This is a genomic window from Kitasatospora sp. NPDC005856 (assembly GCF_040629945.1).
In the GTDB taxonomy this organism is placed as follows: Bacteria; Actinomycetota; Actinomycetes; order Streptomycetales; family Streptomycetaceae; genus Kitasatospora.
This window is the reverse complement of the sequence record NZ_JBEXWT010000075.1, coordinates 24,613-44,838: the sequence shown is the minus strand read 5'-3', so window position 1 is coordinate 44,838 and position 20,226 is coordinate 24,613. Positions and strand designations below refer to the sequence as shown.

The following is a 20,226-nucleotide window of genomic DNA, read 5'->3' as shown; positions in this document are numbered from 1 at the left end:
CCGCTCCCCGCCACGGCCCGCGCGCCGCGCGCCGCGCGCCGGGCACCGGGCACCGGGCACCGGGCACCGGGCACCGCTCCGGGAGGCGGTCCGGGAGGCGGTCCGGGAGGCGGTCCCACCCGAGCAGTGGATCGCGAAACCCGGCGCGCCGTCCAATAACTTCTGTGACATCCATTGGAAATAGCGGCAGTTCAGCGTCTCACCCGGAACATGCGAAAGCGGGCGGGCACGTCGTAGCGTTCGCTCCGGACGTACCCGCCCGCGTGGTCCGGCCGGAAGATCAGAGCCGGAACAGACCCGGGTCCTGGACCACGACGTCGAGCATCATCGGGCCCTCGGTACTGAACGCCCGCTTCAGCGCGTCCTTGAGCTGCTCCGGGGTCTCGATCCGCTCACCGGGGCAGCCGAAGCCCCGGGCGAGCTGTGCCATGTCCACCCCGCTGAGGTCCCAACCGGCCTGCCAGGCCCGCTGGCTCTTCTCGTCCAGGTAGTACTTCAGCGACAGGTAGCCGGAGTTGTTCGGGATGACGAAGGTGACCGGCAGGTTGTAGTGCGCCGCGGTCCACATCGCGTGCAGGGTGTACTGGGCCGACCCCTCGCCGACCACCACCACGGCCCGCTGGTCCGGACGCGCGACGGCGTAGCCGACCGCGCCCGCGAACGGGAAGCCGAGCGCGCCACTGGCAGTGGCGAAGTAGCCGTTCTCGGGGCCGAGCGGGATCTGCTCGTGGAAGTCCGCCCGGGCGATCGGCAGCTCCTCGAACAGCTGGGCGTCGTGCGGGAGTTCCTGAGCCAGCAGGTGAAACAGGTAGGCCTGGGTGAGCGGTGCGGACGCCTCGGGGACGGCCACCTCCGGACGGCTCGGCCGCACCGGCCGCGACTCCCGGCGCGTGACCAGCGGGACGAGGTCGCGAACGGCCTGCGCGGGCGGGCAGACCAGCGCCGACTCGGCCATCGACCAGGCGGCCGCCTGCGGGTCGTCAGTGATGTGGAAGAACGCGGTGCCCTCCGGCAGTTGGGGCTGGTCGCTCTGGTCGAGCGGGGCCGGCTCGGTGGAGAACAGGTCCGCGGTGGTGAAGAGTGTGAAGGTCGGGCTGCCGAGGACCACGACCACGTCGTGCTCCTGGAGCCGCTGGTTGATCAGCTCCGGCAGCGGTGCCAGCACACCGCCGAACAGCGGGTGGGTCTCCGGGAAGCTGCCGCGCGGCCAGACCGGGCTGCCGTACACGGTCGCGCCGAGCTTCTCCGCCAGCTGGACCAGGTCGGTACGGGCACCGCCGATCTCGACCCCGGGGCCGGCCACCAGCGCCGGACGGTCGGCGGCGTCGAGCGCGTCGGCCAGCCGGGCGAGCACCGCCGGGTCGGGCACGACGGCGCTCTCCACCGAGCGCACCCGCAGCGGGGTCGGGCTCGCCGGGCGGACCCAGTCGTCCTCCGGAACGGCCACGAAGACCGGTCCGGCGGGCGCCTGGCGGGCGATGTGGTAGGCCTTCTCCAGCAGGGCGGGCACGTCCTGCGGGCGGGCCGGCTCGGCCGACCACTTGATGTACGGGCGGGGCAGCGAGGGCGCCTCCACCGCGTTGAGGAAGGGCTCGCCCAGCAGCAGCTTGCGGGCCTGCTGGCCGCCCAGGATCACCATCGGGGTGTGCGCACTGGCGGCGGTGTAGACCGAGCCCATCGCGTTGCCGAGGCCCGGACCGCCGTTGATGACGACCAGCGAGGGCTTGCCGGTGGCCTGCGCGTAGCCGTCGGCCATGCCGACCACCGTGGCCTCCTGGAGGCCGGTCACGAACCGGAAGTCATCCGGCCAGGACTCGAAGAGTTTCATCTCGGTGTGACTGGGGTTGCTGAAGATCGTGGTCATGCCCAGCTGGCGCAGCAGATCGAGCGTCGCTTCGCGCACGGTCCGGGCGCCGGTTCCGTCCTGAGTCACGGTCAACACACTCCTGGTGTGGTCGCGGATCGGAAAGCTTCGGGGGAACGATTCGGTCTGCGCACACGCTCCGCGGTGCCGCAGGTCGATGTGAATGCTTGCCGGACGCATTACCTGACGACAAGTCATCTCGCTTTGGCAGAAGGTACTTCGTCATTTTCGCCGACCGCCGTCGGAGAACTTAACGACCTGGCGGCCGGCTCGCTCCCGGCTGCTGCCGCGCCCGCCCCGGCCCACCTAGAGTCGTCACCGGGCCGGGCTTCCGACCCCCGATACGTGTTCTCCCGACAGACAACGAGTCGAAAGGACGCGCAGCCATGGAAAACCCCGTAGCGGTGGCCGGGTTCGCCCGCGCACTTCCGGAACAGGCCGCCGAACTCAAGGAATTGCTGATCTCCCTCGCCCTGCGGGCAAGGCGGGAGGAAGGCTGTCTGGAATACCACGTGCACCAGGACGTCGATGACAGCGACCTTCTGTTCTTCTACGAAGTCTGGCGCACCGCGCAGGACCTGGACAACCACCTGGCCCAGCCGCACATGCGGGAGTTCATGGCCGGGCGGATGACCTACCTGCGACAGGACATCGACGTCCGAGTGCTCGGCATGCAGAGCCCCCATCCCGATCTGGCCCGCTGAGAAGTCCGGAGGACACACCCATGAGCACCCAGCAGACCCGCCAGGTGGTCGAGAAGTACTTCACCGACCTGGAGAAGGGCGACCTGCCCGCCGCGCTGTCGGCCCTCTCCCCCGACGTCGATTTCGAGCTGCCGCTCGACCGGTGGAACGCGGTCATCCCCTATCTCGGCCGACACACCGGCCGCCCCGCCGTGGAACAGGCCTTCGCGGTACGGGCGGAGACCACCACCGTGCTCGACTACGCGCTGCGCGACGTGCGGGCGGAGGGCGACACGGCGGTCGCGATCATCTACACCCGGGCCGCACACGTCCGCACCGGGCAGGAGTTCGAGATCGAGGACGCGCACACCCTGGTGGTCGACGACAGCGGCCTGATCACCAGCTGGAAGGTCTACTTCGACCCCAACGGCGAGATCGCCGCGTTCAACGCCGACCGCGAGCAGCGGCTGGTCGCCGCCGTCCGGGCCGGTGAGCCCGAACTGGTCGGGCAGCTACTGCGGGAGGGTGCCGTGGTCGACCACCGCGACCCCGCCAGCGGCCTGACCCCGTTGATGATCGCGGCCGGCCGGGGCGACCTCGCCACGCTCCGGGTGCTGCTGAACGCGGGCGCCAACGTGTACGACACCGACAGCGGCGCCGGCGCCACCGCGCTGCACAAGGCCTGCCAGGGCGGCAGTGTGGAGGTGGCCCGCGCCCTGCTGGACGCCGGCGCGTTCATCGACGCGGTCGCCCCGACCACCGGTCACACCCCCGTGATGGACGCCGTCTGGTACAAGCACCCCGAACTGGCCAGGTTCCTGGTCGAGCGCGGCGCCGGCCTCAACCTCAGCACGCACTACGGCTTCTCGCTCCAGCAGCACTTCGACTACGAGCTCAACGTCAACAGCGTCGGCAAGGAGGACCTGCTGCTGGCCGAGCGCTACCTGAGCGCCCGCAAGCGGCGCGACGAGCAACTCGCGGCCAACCAGCTGCTGATGGCCGCCGTCACCGCGGGCGACACCGAGCGGGTGCGCCGACTGCTCGCCCAGGGCGCCGAGGTGGACGAGCGGTTCCCGATCGTCAACGGCTTCAACGACGCGCACACCCCGCTGCTGGTCGCCGCCCGCGACGGGCACACCGAGATCGTCCGGCTGCTGCTGGACGCCGGGGCCGACGTGAACGCCACCGAGCCGACCTTCGGCGCGGTCCCGCTGCACAAGGCCGTCTACAACGGCCACGCCGAGTCCACCCGGATCATCGCCGGCCGGCCCGACGTCGACCTCGACTTCCAGGGCGCCACCAACGGCTACACGCCGCTGCACGACGCCATCTGGCACGGCTACGAGGAGTGCTCGCTCGCCGTCCTGGAGGCCGGCGCCGCGCTGCACCTGGTCGGCCACGACGGCAAGACCCCGCTCGACCTCGCCGTCGAGGTGTTCGGCGAGGGCCACCGGGTCACCGAGCGGATCCGCACCCGCCTCGGCTGACCCCCCCCCGATCCCAGCCCCGGAGAGACCATGACCACCGACCGGAACGCCGAGACCGTACGCACCTTCCTCCGCCTGCTCGAGGAGAAGGACATCGACACCTGGACCGGCCTCTGGGCCGAGGACGCGGAACAGGTCTACCCCTTCGGCACCACCATGTTCCCGCCCCGACTGGCGTCCCGTCAGGTGATCGGGGAGCGCTGGCAGGGACTGCCGAAGATGTTCCAGAGCCTGAGCTTCCCGATCCGCGAACTGTGGACCGACGGCGACACCGTCATCGCCCGTTTCGACGGCGAATGCGTCATGCAGGACGGCGCCGACTACCGGAACTCCTACATCTCCGTCTTCCACTTCACCGCCGATGGACTGATCAGCTCCTACTGGGAGTACTTCGACCCGATCGTCGCGGGGGTCGCCTTCGGCCTCGCCAAGGTCAGCTACCCGCAGTCCTGACCGGAACCATCCCCCGCTGCGGCTCCGCACCTCCACCCGGACGGTGCGGAGCCGCCCGACGTTGAAAGGACCTCGCGATGAAAGCCGTCGTCATGGCCGGTGGTGAGGGCACCCGCCTGCGCCCGTTGACCTCCAACCTGCCCAAACCGCTGCTGCCGGTGGCCGACCGCCCGATCATGGAGCACATCCTGCGGCTCCTCCGCCGCCACGGACTGACCAGCGTGGTCGCCACCGTCCAATTCCTCGCCCCACTGGTGGAGGAACGGTTCGGCGACGGCCACGAGCTCGGCGTCGACCTCTCGTACGCGCTGGAGGAGACCCCGCTGGGCACCGCGGGCAGCGTCAAGAACGCCGAGACCGAGCTCGCCGACGACACCTTCGTGGTGATCTCCGGGGACGCGCTCACCGACATCGACCTCACCGACCTGATCGCCTACCACCGCCGCAAGGGCGCGCTGGTCACCGTCTGCCTCACCCGGGTGCCCGACCCGCGCGAGTTCGGCATCGTCCTGACCGACGACGAGGGCCGGATCGAGCGGTTCCTGGAGAAGCCCACCTGGGGCCAGGTCTTCTCGGACACCGTCAACACCGGGATATACGTGATGGAGCCGGAGGTGCTCGACCTCATCGAGCCCGGAGTCCCGGTCGACTGGTCCGCGGACGTCTTCCCACGGCTGATGGAGGACGGCAAGGGCGTCTACGGTTACCTGGCCGAGGGCTACTGGCAGGACGTCGGCGGCCACGAGAGCTACCGCCAGGCCCAGGTCGACGTGCTGCAGGGGCGGGTGACCGTCGAGCTCGACGGTTTCCAACGCTCCCCGGGCGTCCGGGTGGCGGCCAGCGCCCGCGTCCACCCGGACGCGGAACTGCACGGCCCGCTGCTCATCGGCGCGCACGCCACCGTCGAGGCCGGCGCCCGGGTGCACGGACACACCGTGGTGGGGGCCGGCGCCGTGGTCGGGCGCGGCGCCCGGCTGCACCGGGCGGTCCTGCACGAGGGCGCCCGGATCGGCCCCCGGGCCGACCTGCACGGCTGCGTCATCGGCCGGAACGTCGACGTCCTCGCCGAGGCACGGATCACCGAGGGCGCGGTGGTCGGCGACGGCTCCCTGGTCGGCCGGGGCGCTACGGTCACCGGCGAGGCCCGGATCCACCCCTCCCGCACGATCGCCGCCGGCGCCACCGTGCGCACGTCGCTGATCCGCCAGACGCAGGCCCGGGCCAGCCTGTTCGGCGCTCGCGGCGCCACCGGGACGGTCAACGTCGAGCTGACCCCCGAGCTGGCCGTCGAACTGGCCACCGCCTGTGCCGGCACCCTCCCCAAGGGCGCCGTCGTCACGCTCGCACGCGACCACGGACGGGCGGCGCGGAGCATCAAGCACGCGGTCGCCGCCGCCCTCCAGGCGTCCGCCGTCCGGGTCCACGACCTGGACGACGTGCCGGTACCGCTCGCCCGGTGGCACACCGCGCGGCAGGCCGCCGGCGGGCTCGTCGTGCACACCACACCGGGCGACCCGGACGCGCTGGACATCCTGCTGCTGGACGAGCACGGCGCGGACCTCCCCAACGCCGCGCAGCGCCGACTCGACCGCGCCTTCGCCCGACAGGAGTACCGCCGGGCGCTCCCGGACGAGTTCACCGACATCTCCGTCCCCGGCGAGGTGCACCAGAGCTACCTGGACGCGCTGCTCGGCGCGCTCGGGACCGACCACACCGGCCCCGTCGGGCTGCGGATCGTGGTCGACGCCGGCCACGGCAGCGCCGCCCAGCTGCTGCCCGAGCTGTTCGGCCGGCTCGGCGTGGAAGCACTGCTCACCAACCCGGGCCCCGACCGCGGCCACCCCACCCGGACCCCGGAGCAGCGCCGCACGGCGCTGACGCGGCTCGGGTACGCGGTCACCTCGGCGCGAGCCTCCTTCGGCGCGCAGCTCGACCCGCTGGGCGAGCGGCTCACCCTGGTCGACGACCAGGGCCACCCGGTCGAGGACCAGCACGCGCTGCTCACCCTGCTCGTCCTCCACACGACGCGGCGTCCGGGCGGCACCGTGGTGCTGCCGGTGACCGCCAGCCGCCTGGCCGAGCAACTGGCCGCGCCGCACGGTACCCGGATCGTACGGACCGCCGCCGGCGCGGCCGCCCTGGCCACGGCGGTCCGGGAGCACCGGGCGGTGCTGGCCGCCGACGCCCGTGGCGGGTTCACCGTGCCCGCGCTCGCCGCCACCCACGACGCCGTCGCCGCGCTGGCCCGGTTCGCGGTGCTGCTCGCCCGGACCACCGGGCCGCTGCACGAGCTCGTCGCGGGCATCCCCGTCCCGCACGTCCAGCACGTGCCGATCGCCGTCCCCGCGGCGGCGAAGGGCGCGGTGATGCGCCGCGCCCTCGACTTCGCGGGCCGCCACGGCTACCTGGTCGACACCAGCGGGGCCGTCGAGGGTGTCCACGCCACAATGACCAACGGCGACTGGGTGCACGTCCTGCCCGACCCCGCCCGCGCGACCGCCCACCTCTGGGCGGAGAGCGCCGACCGGTCCACCACCCGGAGCCTGCTCGCCGTCTGGCGCGACCACCTGGAGGGCGGCGGGTTCCCCGGCGCTCTCGGATGAACCGGGCGGGCCCGGAGCACATCGGCCGGCGACCGGTGCCGCCGGGCTGAGGAAGTGTTGTGTCATTGATCAACTGCGTGGTGTGACGTTGGGCGGTGATCTTCGCGGGCGTCTCGACCGCGAAGATCACCGCCATGTGCGTGTTCGTGCAAGCCGGTCCATGCCTCGTCGTTGACGGATGCTCAGTGGGCGGTGATCGAGTCGCTGCCGCCGGAGCGGGATCCGCGTCGGGGCGGGCGTCGCGCCAAACTCCTGGTTCGGCCTCTGGGCCATCCTGGGCGGCACCTTGACGCTCGCCGCGTTCCTCGCAAACCGACGAGGACGGTGGCTGCCGCTTCCTGCCCCTCCAGCACCTGCTACGAGCTGAGCCGGTTCGAACTCGCGATGTCTTCGCGCTACGTGTCGCGCACACCGGGCCAGTGTTCGCCCCAGCCGGCAAAGCTCCGCCTCTCCGAAGCCGTCGAACCAAAGCCGATTTGGAGTCAGAGAAGTCGGCAATGGGTCAGCATCGATACGGGCAGACCTTGCGAGAGGTGCCCACACCTGAGAATCGACCGACCCTACGAGTTGACTTTCCAAGGAGGCAGGCACGAGGAGTGGAACTCGCTCACCAGGAACCTCCAGATGCCCCCAAAGCCATGTCGACAGCAGCGGACACAGAGGCCGACAGCGAGGTATCGTCCCCGGTCAGCGCACACGTCCGCGCACCTTCAGCGGGATGTCGGGAAGCTCCGGCGCCATCAGCCGGGCGCCGTCGTAGCCGTGGACTTCACCGAAGCGAATTCCCTTTTCCCAGTCGTTTCGTGCCTGCACGATCTCCTCACCGGATCGGCCGATGAAGTTCCACCACATACCGAGCACATGTCGATATCTTCCCAGCTCAGAAGCCTGGAGGAGCATCCACGGTCAGCAAATCGTCAGCATCGGACGGGACGGAGATCGACCGCGATCGGCGGCTATCGGTCTCACAACACCATGTGATGGATCGCGGTGATCGTCGCTGCGGCGTCGAAGCCGAGTACCGGATCAGGCCGGTCGGAGAGCAAGCTGGCGTAGAGCGGGCGGTAGTGGGCGATCTTCCGTGCGGTCCGGCCATCGTTACCGAAGGAAGCCAGCAACTCACCGTCCCGGGCAGCGAACCCGGTCATGGCGGTGTGGTCGATCCAGACCTCGACACCGGAACGGCCGAGCACCAGGTTACTCTCCTTGCTGCTGGAGCCAGTGAGCCAGCTGCTGCGCAAACGGGCCGAGCCGATCTCGCCCTGGGACCGGAATTCCACTGTGCACCATGCACTCGCGCCTCCGTCCATCTGCCGGGCAGAGGTGAGTCCGGTGAGTTCCACGAAGCGGGTGAGCATGCTGAGCTGGTTCACCCCGGAGTCCATCCAGCTGGAGACGTACGAGGCGAAGGCTTCCGCTCCTCGCAGGACATAGGGATCGTAGAAGGCAGAGGTGATGGTCGTGACCGGCCCCCAGTCGGGGTGCGCGGCGATCAGCTCTGCCGCCCAGTCGACCTCCGGCGAGAAGGCGAAGTGGTGAGCGGTGAACACGCGGCCGCACACGTCGGCCTTGCCGTCCAGGTCGCGCAACGCTGCGAGGGCTCCGCGATCATGCACGAGCGGCTTCTCCACCAGTACCCGGCCCGTGGAGCGGAGCAGGGTCAGCTCCGTCAGTTCGGCGTGCGTCTCGGTCGGGGTGGCGATCACCACCAGATCCGGCTGGTGCTCGTCGAGCGCGCGGGCGAGTTCGCCGTAGTGGGGCGGCCTGCGACCTCGGAACTCCACGGGCGCCGCGGGTCGGGGATCGACTGTGAACTCCAGCTGCACGTCCGGCCGTTCGGCAAGGACGGCGAAGTGGGTCTCGGCGATGATGCCGACCCCGACCAAGCCGACGCGTACCGACTCGATGCGTCCCGGGTTGGTCATGAGCACTCTTCCCCTCGTCCGATCCGGCCCTACACCTCAGGGCTCCGGTGTCTCATCGTCGCGCGGCTACCTGCGCCCACCGGCCCAACGACACGGCCGGGCCGTCGACCCACTCGACTCGCGGTTCGTACTCCATCGCCGCCTGGACCCCCTCAATCCAACTGGTCACGATCGGGACCCAGTAGGTGTTGCCGCCTGACCGACGGGTTCGCGCGTCGAGCTCGGCCCGTGTGCGGCGGGCGCCGTCGAGGTCACCGTCGAGGACTCGGAGCAGGACTTGAACCACGTCGGCCAGGTTGTGACCCCCGCGGTACCCGATGCCGTCCGCCAGCCGCCGGGTGCCCTCTATCGCCTGCACAGCGGCCCCGTCATCACCGGCCACCGCGTGAGCGACCGCCTCAGCGGAGCGGACCTTGACCAGTTCGACGGGGTTGGGCACCAGGTCGAGCAGGTTCCGCGCGCGGGCCGCCGCGTCCGACACCGCTGCCGTGTCGCCGGACCAGCACACGGTCTGCGCCAGGTTGGCCAGCGCCTTCGCCTCCGCGGCAGCCAGGCCCTCGCGCCGGGCCAGGCCGATTGCCTCGCCGTACGCGGCACTCGCTTCGTCGAAGCGGGCGTTGACTCGCCAGATGTGTCCGATCAGCCGGAGTCGCTCGCCCTCGTCCTCCGGCCCTCGGCTACGCTGTTCCCGCAGTGAACCCAGGGCGGTTCCGAACCGCCCGTTGAGATAGTCGAAGTCGCAGAGCCAGTACCGGGCCGCCGCGTCGAACTCGCCCCCCGCCAGAGCACGGTAGATCTCGGCCGCCTCGGTGTAGTCGCCGTGGTTGCGCAGCGCGTGGGCGAGGTGGATCCGCACCAGCTGCGCGGTCGGACTGCCCAAGGGGAGGCCTTCCCCCGCCTCGCCGAGTACCTCGACCGCCTGCGCGGCGTGGCCCGTACGACGGAGTTGCACACCCCGTATGGCGGCGAGTACGGCCTGGTATTCCGGCGTTCCGGTCCGTTCGACGGTGAGCCCGGCGCCCAGCTCGGACCACTGCCCCGCCTCGACCAAGCGCTGCGTCGCACGGGCCATCCAGTCCTCGAAAACCCCGTGGGCCGCCGAGAGCTTGAGCCCGGATTCCAGGGCGTGGGCGACGGCGACCCGCCCGGCGCCCGGCCCGAGGCGCTGTCCCCACCAGGAGAGCAGTCGGGCCGCGACCTCGCTGCGGTCGCGGTCGGACCAGCCGTCCGGGAGGGTCCGGTCCGCCTCCCCGATGGCGTGACGGAGCGCCGCGTGCAGGGCGTACGGCAGCGCGTAGGCGTCGTCGTGGGTCAGGAACGGCCGACGCAGGAATCGGGCGACGCTGCCGTCGGAGACGCCGGGCTGTCCGGCCCGCAGCAGTTCGGCACCGACCCTGTCGGTGAGCGCCGCGGTCCGGACCAGATCGCGTTCCTCTCGGGGTAGGTCACGGATCGACCGGGTGGCCACCGCCGTGAACGAGCCGCCGAAGTCGACCGGCGACGGCTGCCCGCCGCGGGCGAGGAGCGCGACGAAGTGCGACACCGACAGGTCCAGGTACAGCGGCAGCCCCTGGCCTCCGGAGATGATGCGCCGACGGACCTCGGCGGACATGGCGGGTTGGCCGTCCCGGACCAGCGCCTCGCGGAGGTAACTGTCGGCGTCGGAGTCCGAGAGGTAGCCGACGAGGTGTTGACGGGGTTCCACAGTGTCGTTGCTGAAGTGCAGGTTGGGCCAGCACTGCGGGCCGGTGAAGTCCAGCTCGCCGCCCATGCCAGCGTCGGCCCAGTCCACCCGGTTCCGGCCCGTGATCACGAATAGTACGTTGGGCATCAGATAGGCGCAGCGCTGGATCAGGCGCTCCACCGCGCGGTCGGCGCGCCCGTTGACCACCTCGAAGGTGTCCAGGAACACGCACACCGTGGGCCGACGGGCTGGCTGGCCCCGGTGCGGCAGCCGGTCGAGGTCCCAGGCGAGCAGGTACGGGAAGTAGGAGAGCGTCTCGTAGTCCGCGTCGGCCTCGACCAGTTCGGCGAACAGCTCGCAGTCGACCAGCAGCCTCCCCTCGCGTACCCGGTCGCGGACGGCGCGGTAGGTGGCCAGGGCGGCACGGTGAGCGAGCCCGGTCAGCCCGCCGAGCCCGGCGGGGTCGACGTCCCGCACCGTCTCCGCGATCTGGTCGCCGAGTCCGATGCTCCGGGAGGCCCGGCGCAGGGCCGGTGAGGAGTCGAGGAAGTCCTGCAGGGCTTCCCCGGGGTGCGCGCGGGCCCAGTACGAAGCGAGAGCCAGGTCGAACGCCTGCCAGCGGGTGCCCAACTGCCCCAACCCTGCCCGCAGGCGCAACAGCAGGCCCTCGATGTCGCATGCGCCGTCCTCGGAGAGGTCGACGCGCACGGCCACGACATCGTCTCGGCTCTCGGCCGCCGCGTCGGCGAGCAGCCGGCGCTCCAGCTCGTGGGAGAGCGTCGTCTTGCCTATGCCGCCGACCCCGTACAGCGTCAGGACGTTGCGGCGCCCCTGCGCCCGGTCCATCACCGGCGAGACCTCGGCCTCGTCCAACGTCTGGCGCAGGCACTCCACCGACCGATTGAAGGCCGCCACCTCGTCGACCCGGTTGGTGAAGACCTGCTGCGCCGTGACGGTGGACGACAGGCCGCTCATGAACACGGCCCGCAGGTTCACCCGTGCCATCCTGCCTCCTTCTCCGTGCCGCCAGGGCGAGGCGTCCGGCTCGCATCGCGCGAGAAGCATTCGGCCTGACATCCTGTCAGTTTCCGGTGTTACACCACAAGGCGCCGCCCTGACCGGCAGGAGCATGTCGTCGCGTACGCGGGAAGACCCACGAGTCGGGGTCGGAGCTCCGCTTACGTTCCGTCAGGCTCCAGATCTCCGGTGCCCAGCCCTTCGCGGGCGATGTCGGCGAGGCGCTGCGCGGCTTGCGCCAGCCTGGTGGCCTCGCGCTCCATGTCGCGCAGCGCCCGGAACGCGATGCCGTAGCGGCGCTGGACGGAGAGTTCGCGCTGGGGAATGCGGGCGCCCTTGACGTCCAGACGGTACGAACCGCTCTGGGAGGTCGAGCGGCGGACGTTGGGACTGGCGTGGAGGAATCCGTCGAGGTACTCGGGGTCGACCTGGCTGCCTACCGCCCGGGGTTCGCCATCGCGCAGTTCGACGAGTCCGGCACGGACAAGGTCGGAAACGGTGACGGTGGCACCGTCCCACAAATCGGCGCCGTCGCCGCGCCGCAGCTCGGGCAACCGGCCGTGCAGCCCGGCAAGGGCGTCGGCGAGTTCGGATCGCGCCTGCTCGTACTCGTGGGCGAGATCCCGCCGGACGGTGGGCAGGTGGACAGCAGGGGTGAGGTCGACGACGTCGTCCAGGAGGTCCACCAGCGGAACATCCACAGTCTGTGCGTCGGTCGGCCGGAGCGGACCGTTGGGGGTGTTCCCGGTCAGGTCGATCAAGCGGACGCTCTCGGGGCGCGGTTCGCCGTCCACCGGTCGCCGAAGGTTCCACAGGTGAACAGGGAGGACATGACCGGAAGCCATCCCGCCAGGAAGGGCCACGACCTGGCGGACGATGCCGCGGCGGACCAGCTCGGCGCGGATCCGACGCCCGGCTTTGCGGTAGGCGACGGAGGCAGGCATCACCATGAGGACCTGGCCGCCCGGGGCGGTGTGCGCGTAGGCGTGTTGGAGCCAGGCCAGCTCACCCTCTGCGCGGGACGGGGTACCGAACTCCCACCGGTGGTCGAGCAGGAGTTCATCCCGCCCCCAGTCCCCGGCGGCAACGGGCGGGTCGCAGAGCACGAGGTTCGCGGCGAGCCCCGGATAGCGGTCACACCGCAGGGAGTCGCCGTGGGCGATCCGGACCTCGCCGTGACCGGCGAGACCGGCACGAGCAACGGAAATGTCCACGGCGTCGACATCGCTGTCCTGACCGACCCGGACGAGATCGTGCTCGGACTCCAGCGCGAAAAGCAGGGCGCCGATCCCGCACGCCGGATCGAACACGGTCCAGCCGGACTGGGGTGTCGGCGCGAAGTGGCCGACAGCACGGACAATCAGCGGGGAGGTGACCTGATCGGACCCCGACCGGCGGACGGAGTCGGCCATCCGGTCGGTGAGTGCGCGCAGCGCGGTACTCGGGTCCGACTCCTCGACGAGTCGGTCCAACAGGCCCTGCACAGCGTCCGGGAGAGGTGAGGTCGTCCCCGCGGTGTCGCTGCCGGCTTCGCCTTCGGAGGTGCCCGCAAGATACCTCGCCGCAGCCGCCACGGCAGCCACAGTCGCGTCGCCGTACGCAGTGCGCAGCGCCTGCCAGGCCTGAACCTCCAGGGAGACCTCCTGGTGCCGGTCGCGTCGACGCAGCCATTCCTGGACGGCGGGCCAGTCGAAGAGCGGGCTCGAACCGCTTCCGGCTGCGGCCGTCGGGAAGTCGTCGTAGCGGCGCCGCCAGTTGGAGACCGCAGCTCGGGTGACACCCGCCAAACGGGCGATCTCAGCACTGGTGACGAGTGTCGGTGGCACATCGTCGCTGACCGGTCCGAACGTCGCAGGGTCTTCCATGGCCGCCACCGTACACGCCGTTACCCATATACACAGGAGGCTCTCACTGTGTTGACATCACTCACGCACCAGCTCCGCCCGTAGCGCGCTGGCGGCGCGAGGAGCAGTTGGCAGTCACTTTATATAGCCTCGCGTTGACATAGTCAACGTGCAATAGATTGTGTGCACAGCTCGTCGAGTAAGCTGGCAGCCAGCAGGCTGCCGGTCTGCCGCGCACGACGAGAACAAGACACGTGAGGCAGGGGAGCGCCAGTGGGTCTGGGGACGGTCGCAAACAGGTTCAGCGTCGTGGGACCTATCGGTCGCGGCAACATGGGGGAAGTCCACGAAGCGATCGACCTCGACGCCCCGGACGGCTCCCCGGACCGGAAAGTCGCCCTGAAGACGATCCTGCGCAGCCGGACCGGCCTCGCGATCGACGCGTCCGAGGACAGCAAGGAGGTCGAGCGCTTCCGCCGCGAGGTGGACATCATGCGCCGCCTCTCCCCCCGCCACCCCAATCTGACCCGGCTCGTCGCCGGCGGCGTGGACACCCCAGCCACCGGCGGCAGCCTGCCGTACCTGGTGATGGAACTGCTCGACGGGAGCCCGCTCGGTGACCTGATCGAGGAGGAGCCCCAGCTCCCGGTCTCCTGGGCCGCCGCCATCGCGGCGCAGATCGCGGCCGGGCTGGCCTCGGCGCATGCAGCCGGTGTCGTTCACCGCGACCTCAAGCCGGCCAACGTGATGCTCACCCACGACGGCACGGTCAAGATCCTCGACTTCGGCATGGGCCGGATCGTCGACGACCCCGACCAGGCCCGGCTCACCAGCACCGGAGTGAGCGTCGGCACCGCCCGGTACATGGCCCCGGAGCAGTTCCGGGCCGAGCAGGTGACGGCCCCCGCCGACCTCTACGCGCTGGGCTGCATCCTCTACGAGCTGCTGATCGGCAAGCCCCCCTTCTCCGCGAAGACGCCCTACGACCTCTTTCAGCAGCACCAGCACGACACTCCTCCGCCACTCACCGTCATCCGCCCGGACTTGCCGCCCGAGCTGGTCCGCCTCGTCTCCCGTCTGCTGGAGAAGGACCAGGCCAACCGGCCGGAGAACGCGACTCTGGTCCGCGAGGCGCTGGTCCCGCTCGCCCTGGCCCCGGACGAGACCGCCGCCCTGCTCCCCCCGCACTGGAGGGCGATGGACCCGGTCGAGCGGCTGCGCACCGAGTTCCGCGAGCCCACGCCGGCCGCCCCCGTGCCGGTTCCGCGCCCGCTCCGCAGGCTGCCGGACGCGATGGACGTCTTCGGCATCCACGAGACCCTGATCGACGAGTACGAGCGCTTCACCAAGGGCGCCGCGGTCGTCCGGGACGGCCGGATCGCCGGCTTCATCGAGGACGACCTGGCGGGCAAGTCGCAGTGGCCCGACCCGTGGCTCTCCCTCAACCCCTTCTTCGCGGACGGTGGCCAGGTCGACGCCCTGGTCCGGGACGACATCCTCCACCCGAAGTGCGCCGAGATCTTCCAGACGGGCAAGAAGGAGACCTCGCGCCGCCCGGACGGCCGGCCGATCCCCTTCCACCGCCATCAGCGCGAGGCGATCGAGGCGGCCCGGGCCGGCGACTCCTACGTGCTCACCACAGGCACCGGCTCCGGCAAGTCGCTCTCCTACATCGTCCCGATCGTCGACCGCGTACTGAGGGAGCGCGCGGCGGCGGGGCCCGGCACCGCGGGACGGGTGCGCGCGATCGTCGTGTACCCGATGAACGCCCTGGCCAACTCCCAGCTCAAGGAGTTGGAGAAGTTCCTGCGGTACGGGTTCGGCGAGGGCCGCGAGCCGGTCACCTTCGCCCGCTACACCGGGCAGGAGAGCGACGAGCGGCGCGACGAGATCCGGAAGAACCCGCCGGACATCCTGCTCACCAACTACGTGATGCTGGAGCTGATGCTCACCCGTCCCGGCGACCGGGACAGCCTGGTCCGGATGGCCGAGGGCCTGCAGTTCCTGGTCTTCGACGAGCTGCACACCTACCGCGGCCGGCAGGGCGCCGACGTCGCCCTGCTCATCCGCCGGGTCCGCGAGGCCTGCCGGGCGGCGGACACGCTCCAGTGCGTCGGCACGTCCGCGACCATGTCGACCGAGGGCAGCTGGGAGGAGCAGCAGCGGGAGGTCGCCAAGGTCGCCGGTCGGCTCTTCGGCACCACCATCCTGCCCCGGCGGGTGATCGGCGAGACCCTCGTCCGCGCCACCGAGGAACCGCCCGCGACCGTCCCGGTCGAGCGGCTGCGGGCCGTCGCCGCACCCCGCGGGTACGAGGCGCTGACGAAGGACCCGCTGGCCCGCTGGATCGAGTCCCGGTTCGGGCTGGAGCGCGAGGAGGGGACCGGCCGGCTCCGGCGCCGCTCCCCCGGCAAGATCGAGGAGGCCGCGGCCGAACTCTCCGCAGCCTCCGGGGTCCCGGAGGAGACCGTCCAGGAGGCGATCAGGGCGACGCTGGAAGCCGGCTCCCAGGCCAAGCACCCCGTCAGTGACCGGCCGTTGTTCGCGTTCCGGCTGCACCAGTTCCTCTCCAAGGGCGACACCGTCTACACGACCCTGGAGGACCCGCTCACCCGCCCGCTGACCCGCACCTACCAGCTGGAGCAGCCCGGAAGCGACGGCAGGCCGCTCTTCCCGCTGGCGTTCTGCCGCGAGTGCGGCCAGGAGTACGTCACCGTGTGGCGCTGCACCGAGGACGGCGCGGTCCGCTACGAGCCGCGCCGCGACACCTCCGCCTCCGGCGGGCGCGACGGCGAGGGCTACCTCTACATCGGCGTGCCCGGCGAGGACTACGAGTGGCCGGCCGACCCGCAGCGGGCGGTGGACGACCGCCGGCTCCCCGAGTCCTGGCTTGAGCCGGACACCCAGGGCGTGAACACGGTCAAGAAGTCCTACCGCCCTCGGCTGCCGCAGCGCGTCGTGGTCGACCCGCACGGCCGGGAGTCGGGCGAGGGGCTGGTGGCCGCGTTCGTCCCCGCGCCCTTCCTGTTCTGCCTGCACTGCCAGATCTCCTACGAACAGACCCGCGGCCGGGACTTCGCCAAGCTCGCCACCCTCGACCAGGAAGGCCGCTCCTCCGCGACCTCCGTGATCTCCGCGACGATCGTGAAGTCGCTGCGCGAGGTCCCGGCGGAGGTGCTGTCCAAGCGGGCCCGCAAGCTGCTCACCTTCGTCGACAACCGGCAGGACGCCTCCCTCCAGGCCGGGCACTTCAACGACTTCGCCCAGGTCACGCAGTTGCGCGGCGCCCTGTACCAGGCGGCGCTGCGGGCCGGTGAGGACGGCCTGCACCACGACGACCTGGCGCAGGCGGTCACCGAGGTGATGGGCCTCGCCCCGTACGAGTACACCGGTAACGCGAAGCTGGCCCCGGCTCTGGAGCGGCGGGCCACCAAGACCTTCCGCGACGTCGTCGGATACCGGCTCTACCGCGATCTGGAGCGCGGGTGGCGGATCACCATGCCGAACCTGGAGCAGACGGGCCTGCTCCGCATCGAGTACGAGGACCTGGAGTGGATCGCCGCCGAGCAGGAGCGCTGGCAGGCCTCGCACGCCGCCCTGCGCGACGCCGAGCCGGCGCTGCGCGCCGAGGTCGCGCGGACCCTGCTGGACTTCATGCGCCGGGCGCTCGCCGTCGACGTGCAGTACTTCCGCGACGATTTCGACGCTCTCCAGCGCGCCAGCGAGGAACGGCTGACCGGTGCCTGGGTGCTCTCGGAGAGCGACCGGCCCGCCATCGGCACCGCCTATCCGTCCGCCTCCCGGCCCGGTCTGGAGCGGTCCGCGCTGTTCCTGTCCTCGCGCGGCAAGTTCGGCAAGTACCTGCGGCGCACGGTTCCCGCCTTCCGCGGACTCGATCCGGTGGACCTCCAGCAGGTCATCGCGGAGCTGCTCGGGGTGCTCCGCGACGCCGGGCTGGTGAACGAGGTGGAGGTCGCACCGGAGAGTTCCGGGCCGGCCTTCCGCCGCCGCGCCGCCGAGAAGCGCACGGGGTACCGGGTCTCCGCCGCCGTGCTGGTCTGGCGCGCGGGCACCGGGGACATCGGCGCCCTCGACCCGCTGACCCGCACCTACAACAGTGGGGAGGGGCCGCGCGTCAACCCCTTCTTCCGTCGCCTGTACCGGGACGCGGCCACCGGGCTCGCCGGGCTGTTCGCCCGTGAGCACACCGCGCAGGTCACCCCGGAGGAGCGCCAGCAGCGCGAGCAGGACTTCTACGAGGCCGACCTGCCGCTGATGTACTGCTCGCCGACGATGGAGCTGGGCGTGGACATCTCCTCGCTCAACGCCGTCATGATGCGCAACGTGCCCCCGACGCCCGCCAACTACGCCCAGCGCTCCGGACGCGCCGGGCGGTCCGGGCAGCCCGCGCTGGTGACCACCTACTGCGCGACCGGCAACAGCCACGACCAGTACTACTTCCGCCGCTCACGGGACATGGTCGCCGGCCAGGTCGCCCCGCCGCGTCTGGACCTCGCCAACGAGGACCTGGTCCGTTCCCACCTCCAGGCCATCTGGCTGGCCGAGACGGGCATGAGGCTCGGGCGCGCCGTCCCCGACGTGATCGACGTCGCCTACGACCCCGACGGCGAGGAGCGCCCCGATCCGGAGATGCCGCTGCCGCTGCTCCCCGACATCCGGGACCTGTCCCTCGACGAGAGCGCGCGGCGCCGCGCGGTCGCGGCCGCCCGTACCGTGCTGGCCCCGCTCATCCCCGCCTTCGAGGACACCACCTGGTGGTACGACGACTGGATCGAGATCCAGATCGACAAGGCCCCGGGCACCTTCGACGCCGCCTTCGGCCGGTGGCGGCTGTTGTTCCGCGCCGCCGTCCTCGACCAGTACGAGCAGAACCGGCGGGTCGTCGACACCACCCTGAGCAACGGCGAGCAGTCGCGCGCCCGTTCGCGCCGCCGCGAGGCCGAGACCCAGCGGGACCTGCTGCTGAACCGCTCCACGGACGCCAAGTCCGTGATGAGTGACTTCAACCCCTACCGCTACCTCGCCTCCGAGGGCTTCCTTCCCGGCTACAGCTTCCCGCGCCTGCCGCTGGCCGCCTACATCGCGCGCTCCGGCAACCGCCGCAACAGCGACGGCGACTACCTCCAGCGTCCCCGCTTCCTCGCCATCCGCGAGTTCGGCCCCGGGGCGCTGATCTACCACGAGGGCGCCCGCTACCAGGTGACCCGGGTCCAGCTGCCGCCGGACGCCTCGGGCGATCTGGCGACGGCCGAGTCCCGGCGCTGCGCCGGCTGCGGCTACCACCACGAGGTGCAGCCCGGCATCGACGTCTGCGAGATGTGCGGGGAGCGCCTGCCCAACCCGCGCGGCGGCCTGCTCCAGCTGCGCACCGTCTACACCACCCCGCGCGAGCGGATCTCCTCCGACGAGGAGGAGCGCCGCCGGGCCGGATTCCGCCTGGAAACCTCCTACGCCTTCCAGGACCACGGTGACCGCAAGGGCCGTCTCACCTCGCACGTCGCCGACGTCGGCGGCGCCCCGGTGCTCACCGTCGACTACGGCGACTCCGCCACCGTCCGGATCACCAACCTGGGCCGGGTCCGGGACCGGCAGAACGTGCCGGACGGCTACTGGCTCGACCTCGGCGACGGCCGCTGGCTCAACGACAAGGCCGCCGCCGACGCCATCGAGGGCACCGGCCTGCCGGTCGTCGACGAGGACGGCAACGAGAAGCGCCGCAAGAAGCGGGTCCTGCCCTACGTCGAGGACCGCCGCAACATCCTCGTCGTCACCCTCGACGAGGCCCAGCCGGAGCCGATCGCGCTGTCGTTCATGTACGCGCTGGAGCGCGGCATCGAGGCGGCCTTCGAGCTGGAGGACGCCGAGCTGACCGCCGAGCTCCTGCCCCCGGACGACGGTCCGCGCCGCCGGATCCTCCTCACCGAGGCCGCGGAGGGCGGCGCCGGTGTGCTGCGCCGGCTCCAGCACGACCGCGACGCGCTCGCCCGGGCGGCCCGGACCGCGCTGGACCTCTGCCACTTCGACCCGGCAGACGGGGCCGACCGGGGCGGCCCCGCCGAGGGCGAGGAGTGCGCCCGCGGCTGCTACGAGTGCCTCCTCACCTACGGCAACCAGGGCCACCACCGCCAGCTCAGCCGCCACGCGGCCCGTCCGCTGCTGCTGCGGCTCGCGACGGCACGGACCGAGCGCGAGGCCCGCGGCGAGTCGCGCAGCGAGCGGTACCGGCTGCTGGCGGCCGCTGCGCCCGGCGACGGTTCCGGGACCGGGCCGGCCGGCGGGCTGGAGACCGACGTCGCCGCGCTCGTCGCCGCCGGGGACCTGCTCGGCTGGCTGAAGGCCAAGGGACACCGGCTGCCGGACGAGGTGTCCGCCTTCGTCCCGGAGGCCGCGGCCAAGCCCGACCTGATCTTCCGGGTCGACGGCGCCAACGTGGCCGTCTTCGTCGACGGCCCGGCCCACGGCGACGACGCCACCCGCGACGACGAGGCCGCGGACCGGCTCCAGGAAAACAGCTGGGACGTCCTGCGCTTCCCCGTCGGTGGAGACTGGGACGCCGTCGTCGAGAAGAACGCCGACTACTTCCGCACCCGCTGACGCCCCGACCTGACACCCCGACCCGCCGACCACACCGTAAGGAACCGAGAC

9 protein-coding genes and 1 pseudogene are annotated in these 20,226 nt (G+C 71.3%); 5 read left to right on the top strand and 5 right to left on the bottom strand.

What is annotated here, in order from left to right; genetic code table 11:
- Window positions 1-280: 280 nt before the first annotated feature.
- Complete coding sequence (mdlC, locus tag ABZ449_RS32240) at window positions 281-1,933, bottom strand: benzoylformate decarboxylase (protein ID WP_360353237.1); 1,653 nt, start codon at window positions 1,931-1,933, stop codon at window positions 281-283.
- 317 nt (window positions 1,934-2,250) lie between these two features.
- Here mdlC and ABZ449_RS32235 point away from each other — a divergent pair, with 317 nt between their 5' ends.
- The 4 genes from ABZ449_RS32235 to ABZ449_RS32220 all read left to right on the top strand — a co-directional run bounded on the left by ABZ449_RS32235 (window position 2,251) and on the right by ABZ449_RS32220 (window position 7,090).
- Window positions 2,251-2,568, top strand: a complete 318-nt coding sequence (locus ABZ449_RS32235; protein WP_360353236.1) for a putative quinol monooxygenase — start codon at window positions 2,251-2,253, stop codon at window positions 2,566-2,568.
- A gap of 20 nt (window positions 2,569-2,588) precedes the next feature.
- Window positions 2,589-4,034 carry an ankyrin repeat domain-containing protein gene (locus ABZ449_RS32230; RefSeq protein WP_360353234.1) on the top strand — a complete coding sequence of 482 codons (1,446 nt, stop codon included), beginning with the start codon at window positions 2,589-2,591 and terminating at the stop codon, window positions 4,032-4,034.
- A 30-nt stretch (window positions 4,035-4,064) separates the two neighbouring features.
- On the top strand, window positions 4,065-4,487 hold the full coding sequence (locus tag ABZ449_RS32225; RefSeq protein WP_360353232.1) for a nuclear transport factor 2 family protein: 423 nt from the start codon (window positions 4,065-4,067) through the stop codon (window positions 4,485-4,487).
- A gap of 77 nt (window positions 4,488-4,564) precedes the next feature.
- Window positions 4,565-7,090 carry a sugar phosphate nucleotidyltransferase gene (locus tag ABZ449_RS32220; protein WP_360353230.1) on the top strand — a complete coding sequence of 842 codons (2,526 nt, stop codon included), beginning with the start codon at window positions 4,565-4,567 and terminating at the stop codon, window positions 7,088-7,090.
- A gap of 687 nt (window positions 7,091-7,777) precedes the next feature.
- On the opposite strand, the pseudogene ABZ449_RS32215 reads toward ABZ449_RS32220, so the two are convergent.
- From ABZ449_RS32215 to ABZ449_RS32200, 4 genes and pseudogenes are all read right to left on the bottom strand, one after another.
- Window positions 7,778-7,948, bottom strand: a pseudogene (locus ABZ449_RS32215) (pirin family protein); the annotation flags it as partial.
- A gap of 107 nt (window positions 7,949-8,055) precedes the next feature.
- The gene (locus tag ABZ449_RS32210) at window positions 8,056-9,015 is read right to left on the bottom strand and encodes a Gfo/Idh/MocA family oxidoreductase (protein WP_360353228.1); all 960 of its coding nucleotides are present in this window, start codon (window positions 9,013-9,015) and stop codon (window positions 8,056-8,058) included.
- A gap of 52 nt (window positions 9,016-9,067) precedes the next feature.
- Window positions 9,068-11,704, bottom strand: a complete 2,637-nt coding sequence (locus ABZ449_RS32205) for a tetratricopeptide repeat protein (RefSeq protein WP_360353227.1) — start codon at window positions 11,702-11,704, stop codon at window positions 9,068-9,070.
- Window positions 11,705-11,877: 173 nt separating this feature from the next.
- Entirely contained in the window at window positions 11,878-13,581 is a 1,704-nt protein-coding gene (locus ABZ449_RS32200; protein ID WP_360353239.1) for an N-6 DNA methylase, read from the bottom strand.
- 252 nt (window positions 13,582-13,833) lie between these two features.
- Here ABZ449_RS32200 and ABZ449_RS32195 point away from each other — a divergent pair, with 252 nt between their 5' ends.
- Entirely contained in the window at window positions 13,834-20,175 is a 6,342-nt protein-coding gene (locus ABZ449_RS32195) for a protein kinase (protein ID WP_360353225.1), read from the top strand.
- Window positions 20,176-20,226: the final 51 nt, after the last annotated feature.

Bases quoted from the DNA above. Each gene is read 5' to 3' on its own strand.
- ABZ449_RS32235 (WP_360353236.1), top strand. From the start codon at position 2,251: ATGGAAAACCCCGTAGCGGTGGCCGGGTTCGCCCGCGCACTTCCGGAA.
- ABZ449_RS32230 (WP_360353234.1), top strand. From the start codon at position 2,589: ATGAGCACCCAGCAGACCCGCCAGGTGGTCGAGAAGTACTTCACCGAC.
- ABZ449_RS32225 (WP_360353232.1), top strand. From the start codon at position 4,065: ATGACCACCGACCGGAACGCCGAGACCGTACGCACCTTCCTCCGCCTG.
- ABZ449_RS32220 (WP_360353230.1), top strand. From the start codon at position 4,565: ATGAAAGCCGTCGTCATGGCCGGTGGTGAGGGCACCCGCCTGCGCCCG.
- ABZ449_RS32210 (WP_360353228.1), bottom strand. From the start codon at position 9,015: ATGACCAACCCGGGACGCATCGAGTCGGTACGCGTCGGCTTGGTCGGG.
- ABZ449_RS32205 (WP_360353227.1), bottom strand. From the start codon at position 11,704: ATGGCACGGGTGAACCTGCGGGCCGTGTTCATGAGCGGCCTGTCGTCC.
- ABZ449_RS32200 (WP_360353239.1), bottom strand. From the start codon at position 13,581: ATGGAAGACCCTGCGACGTTCGGACCGGTCAGCGACGATGTGCCACCG.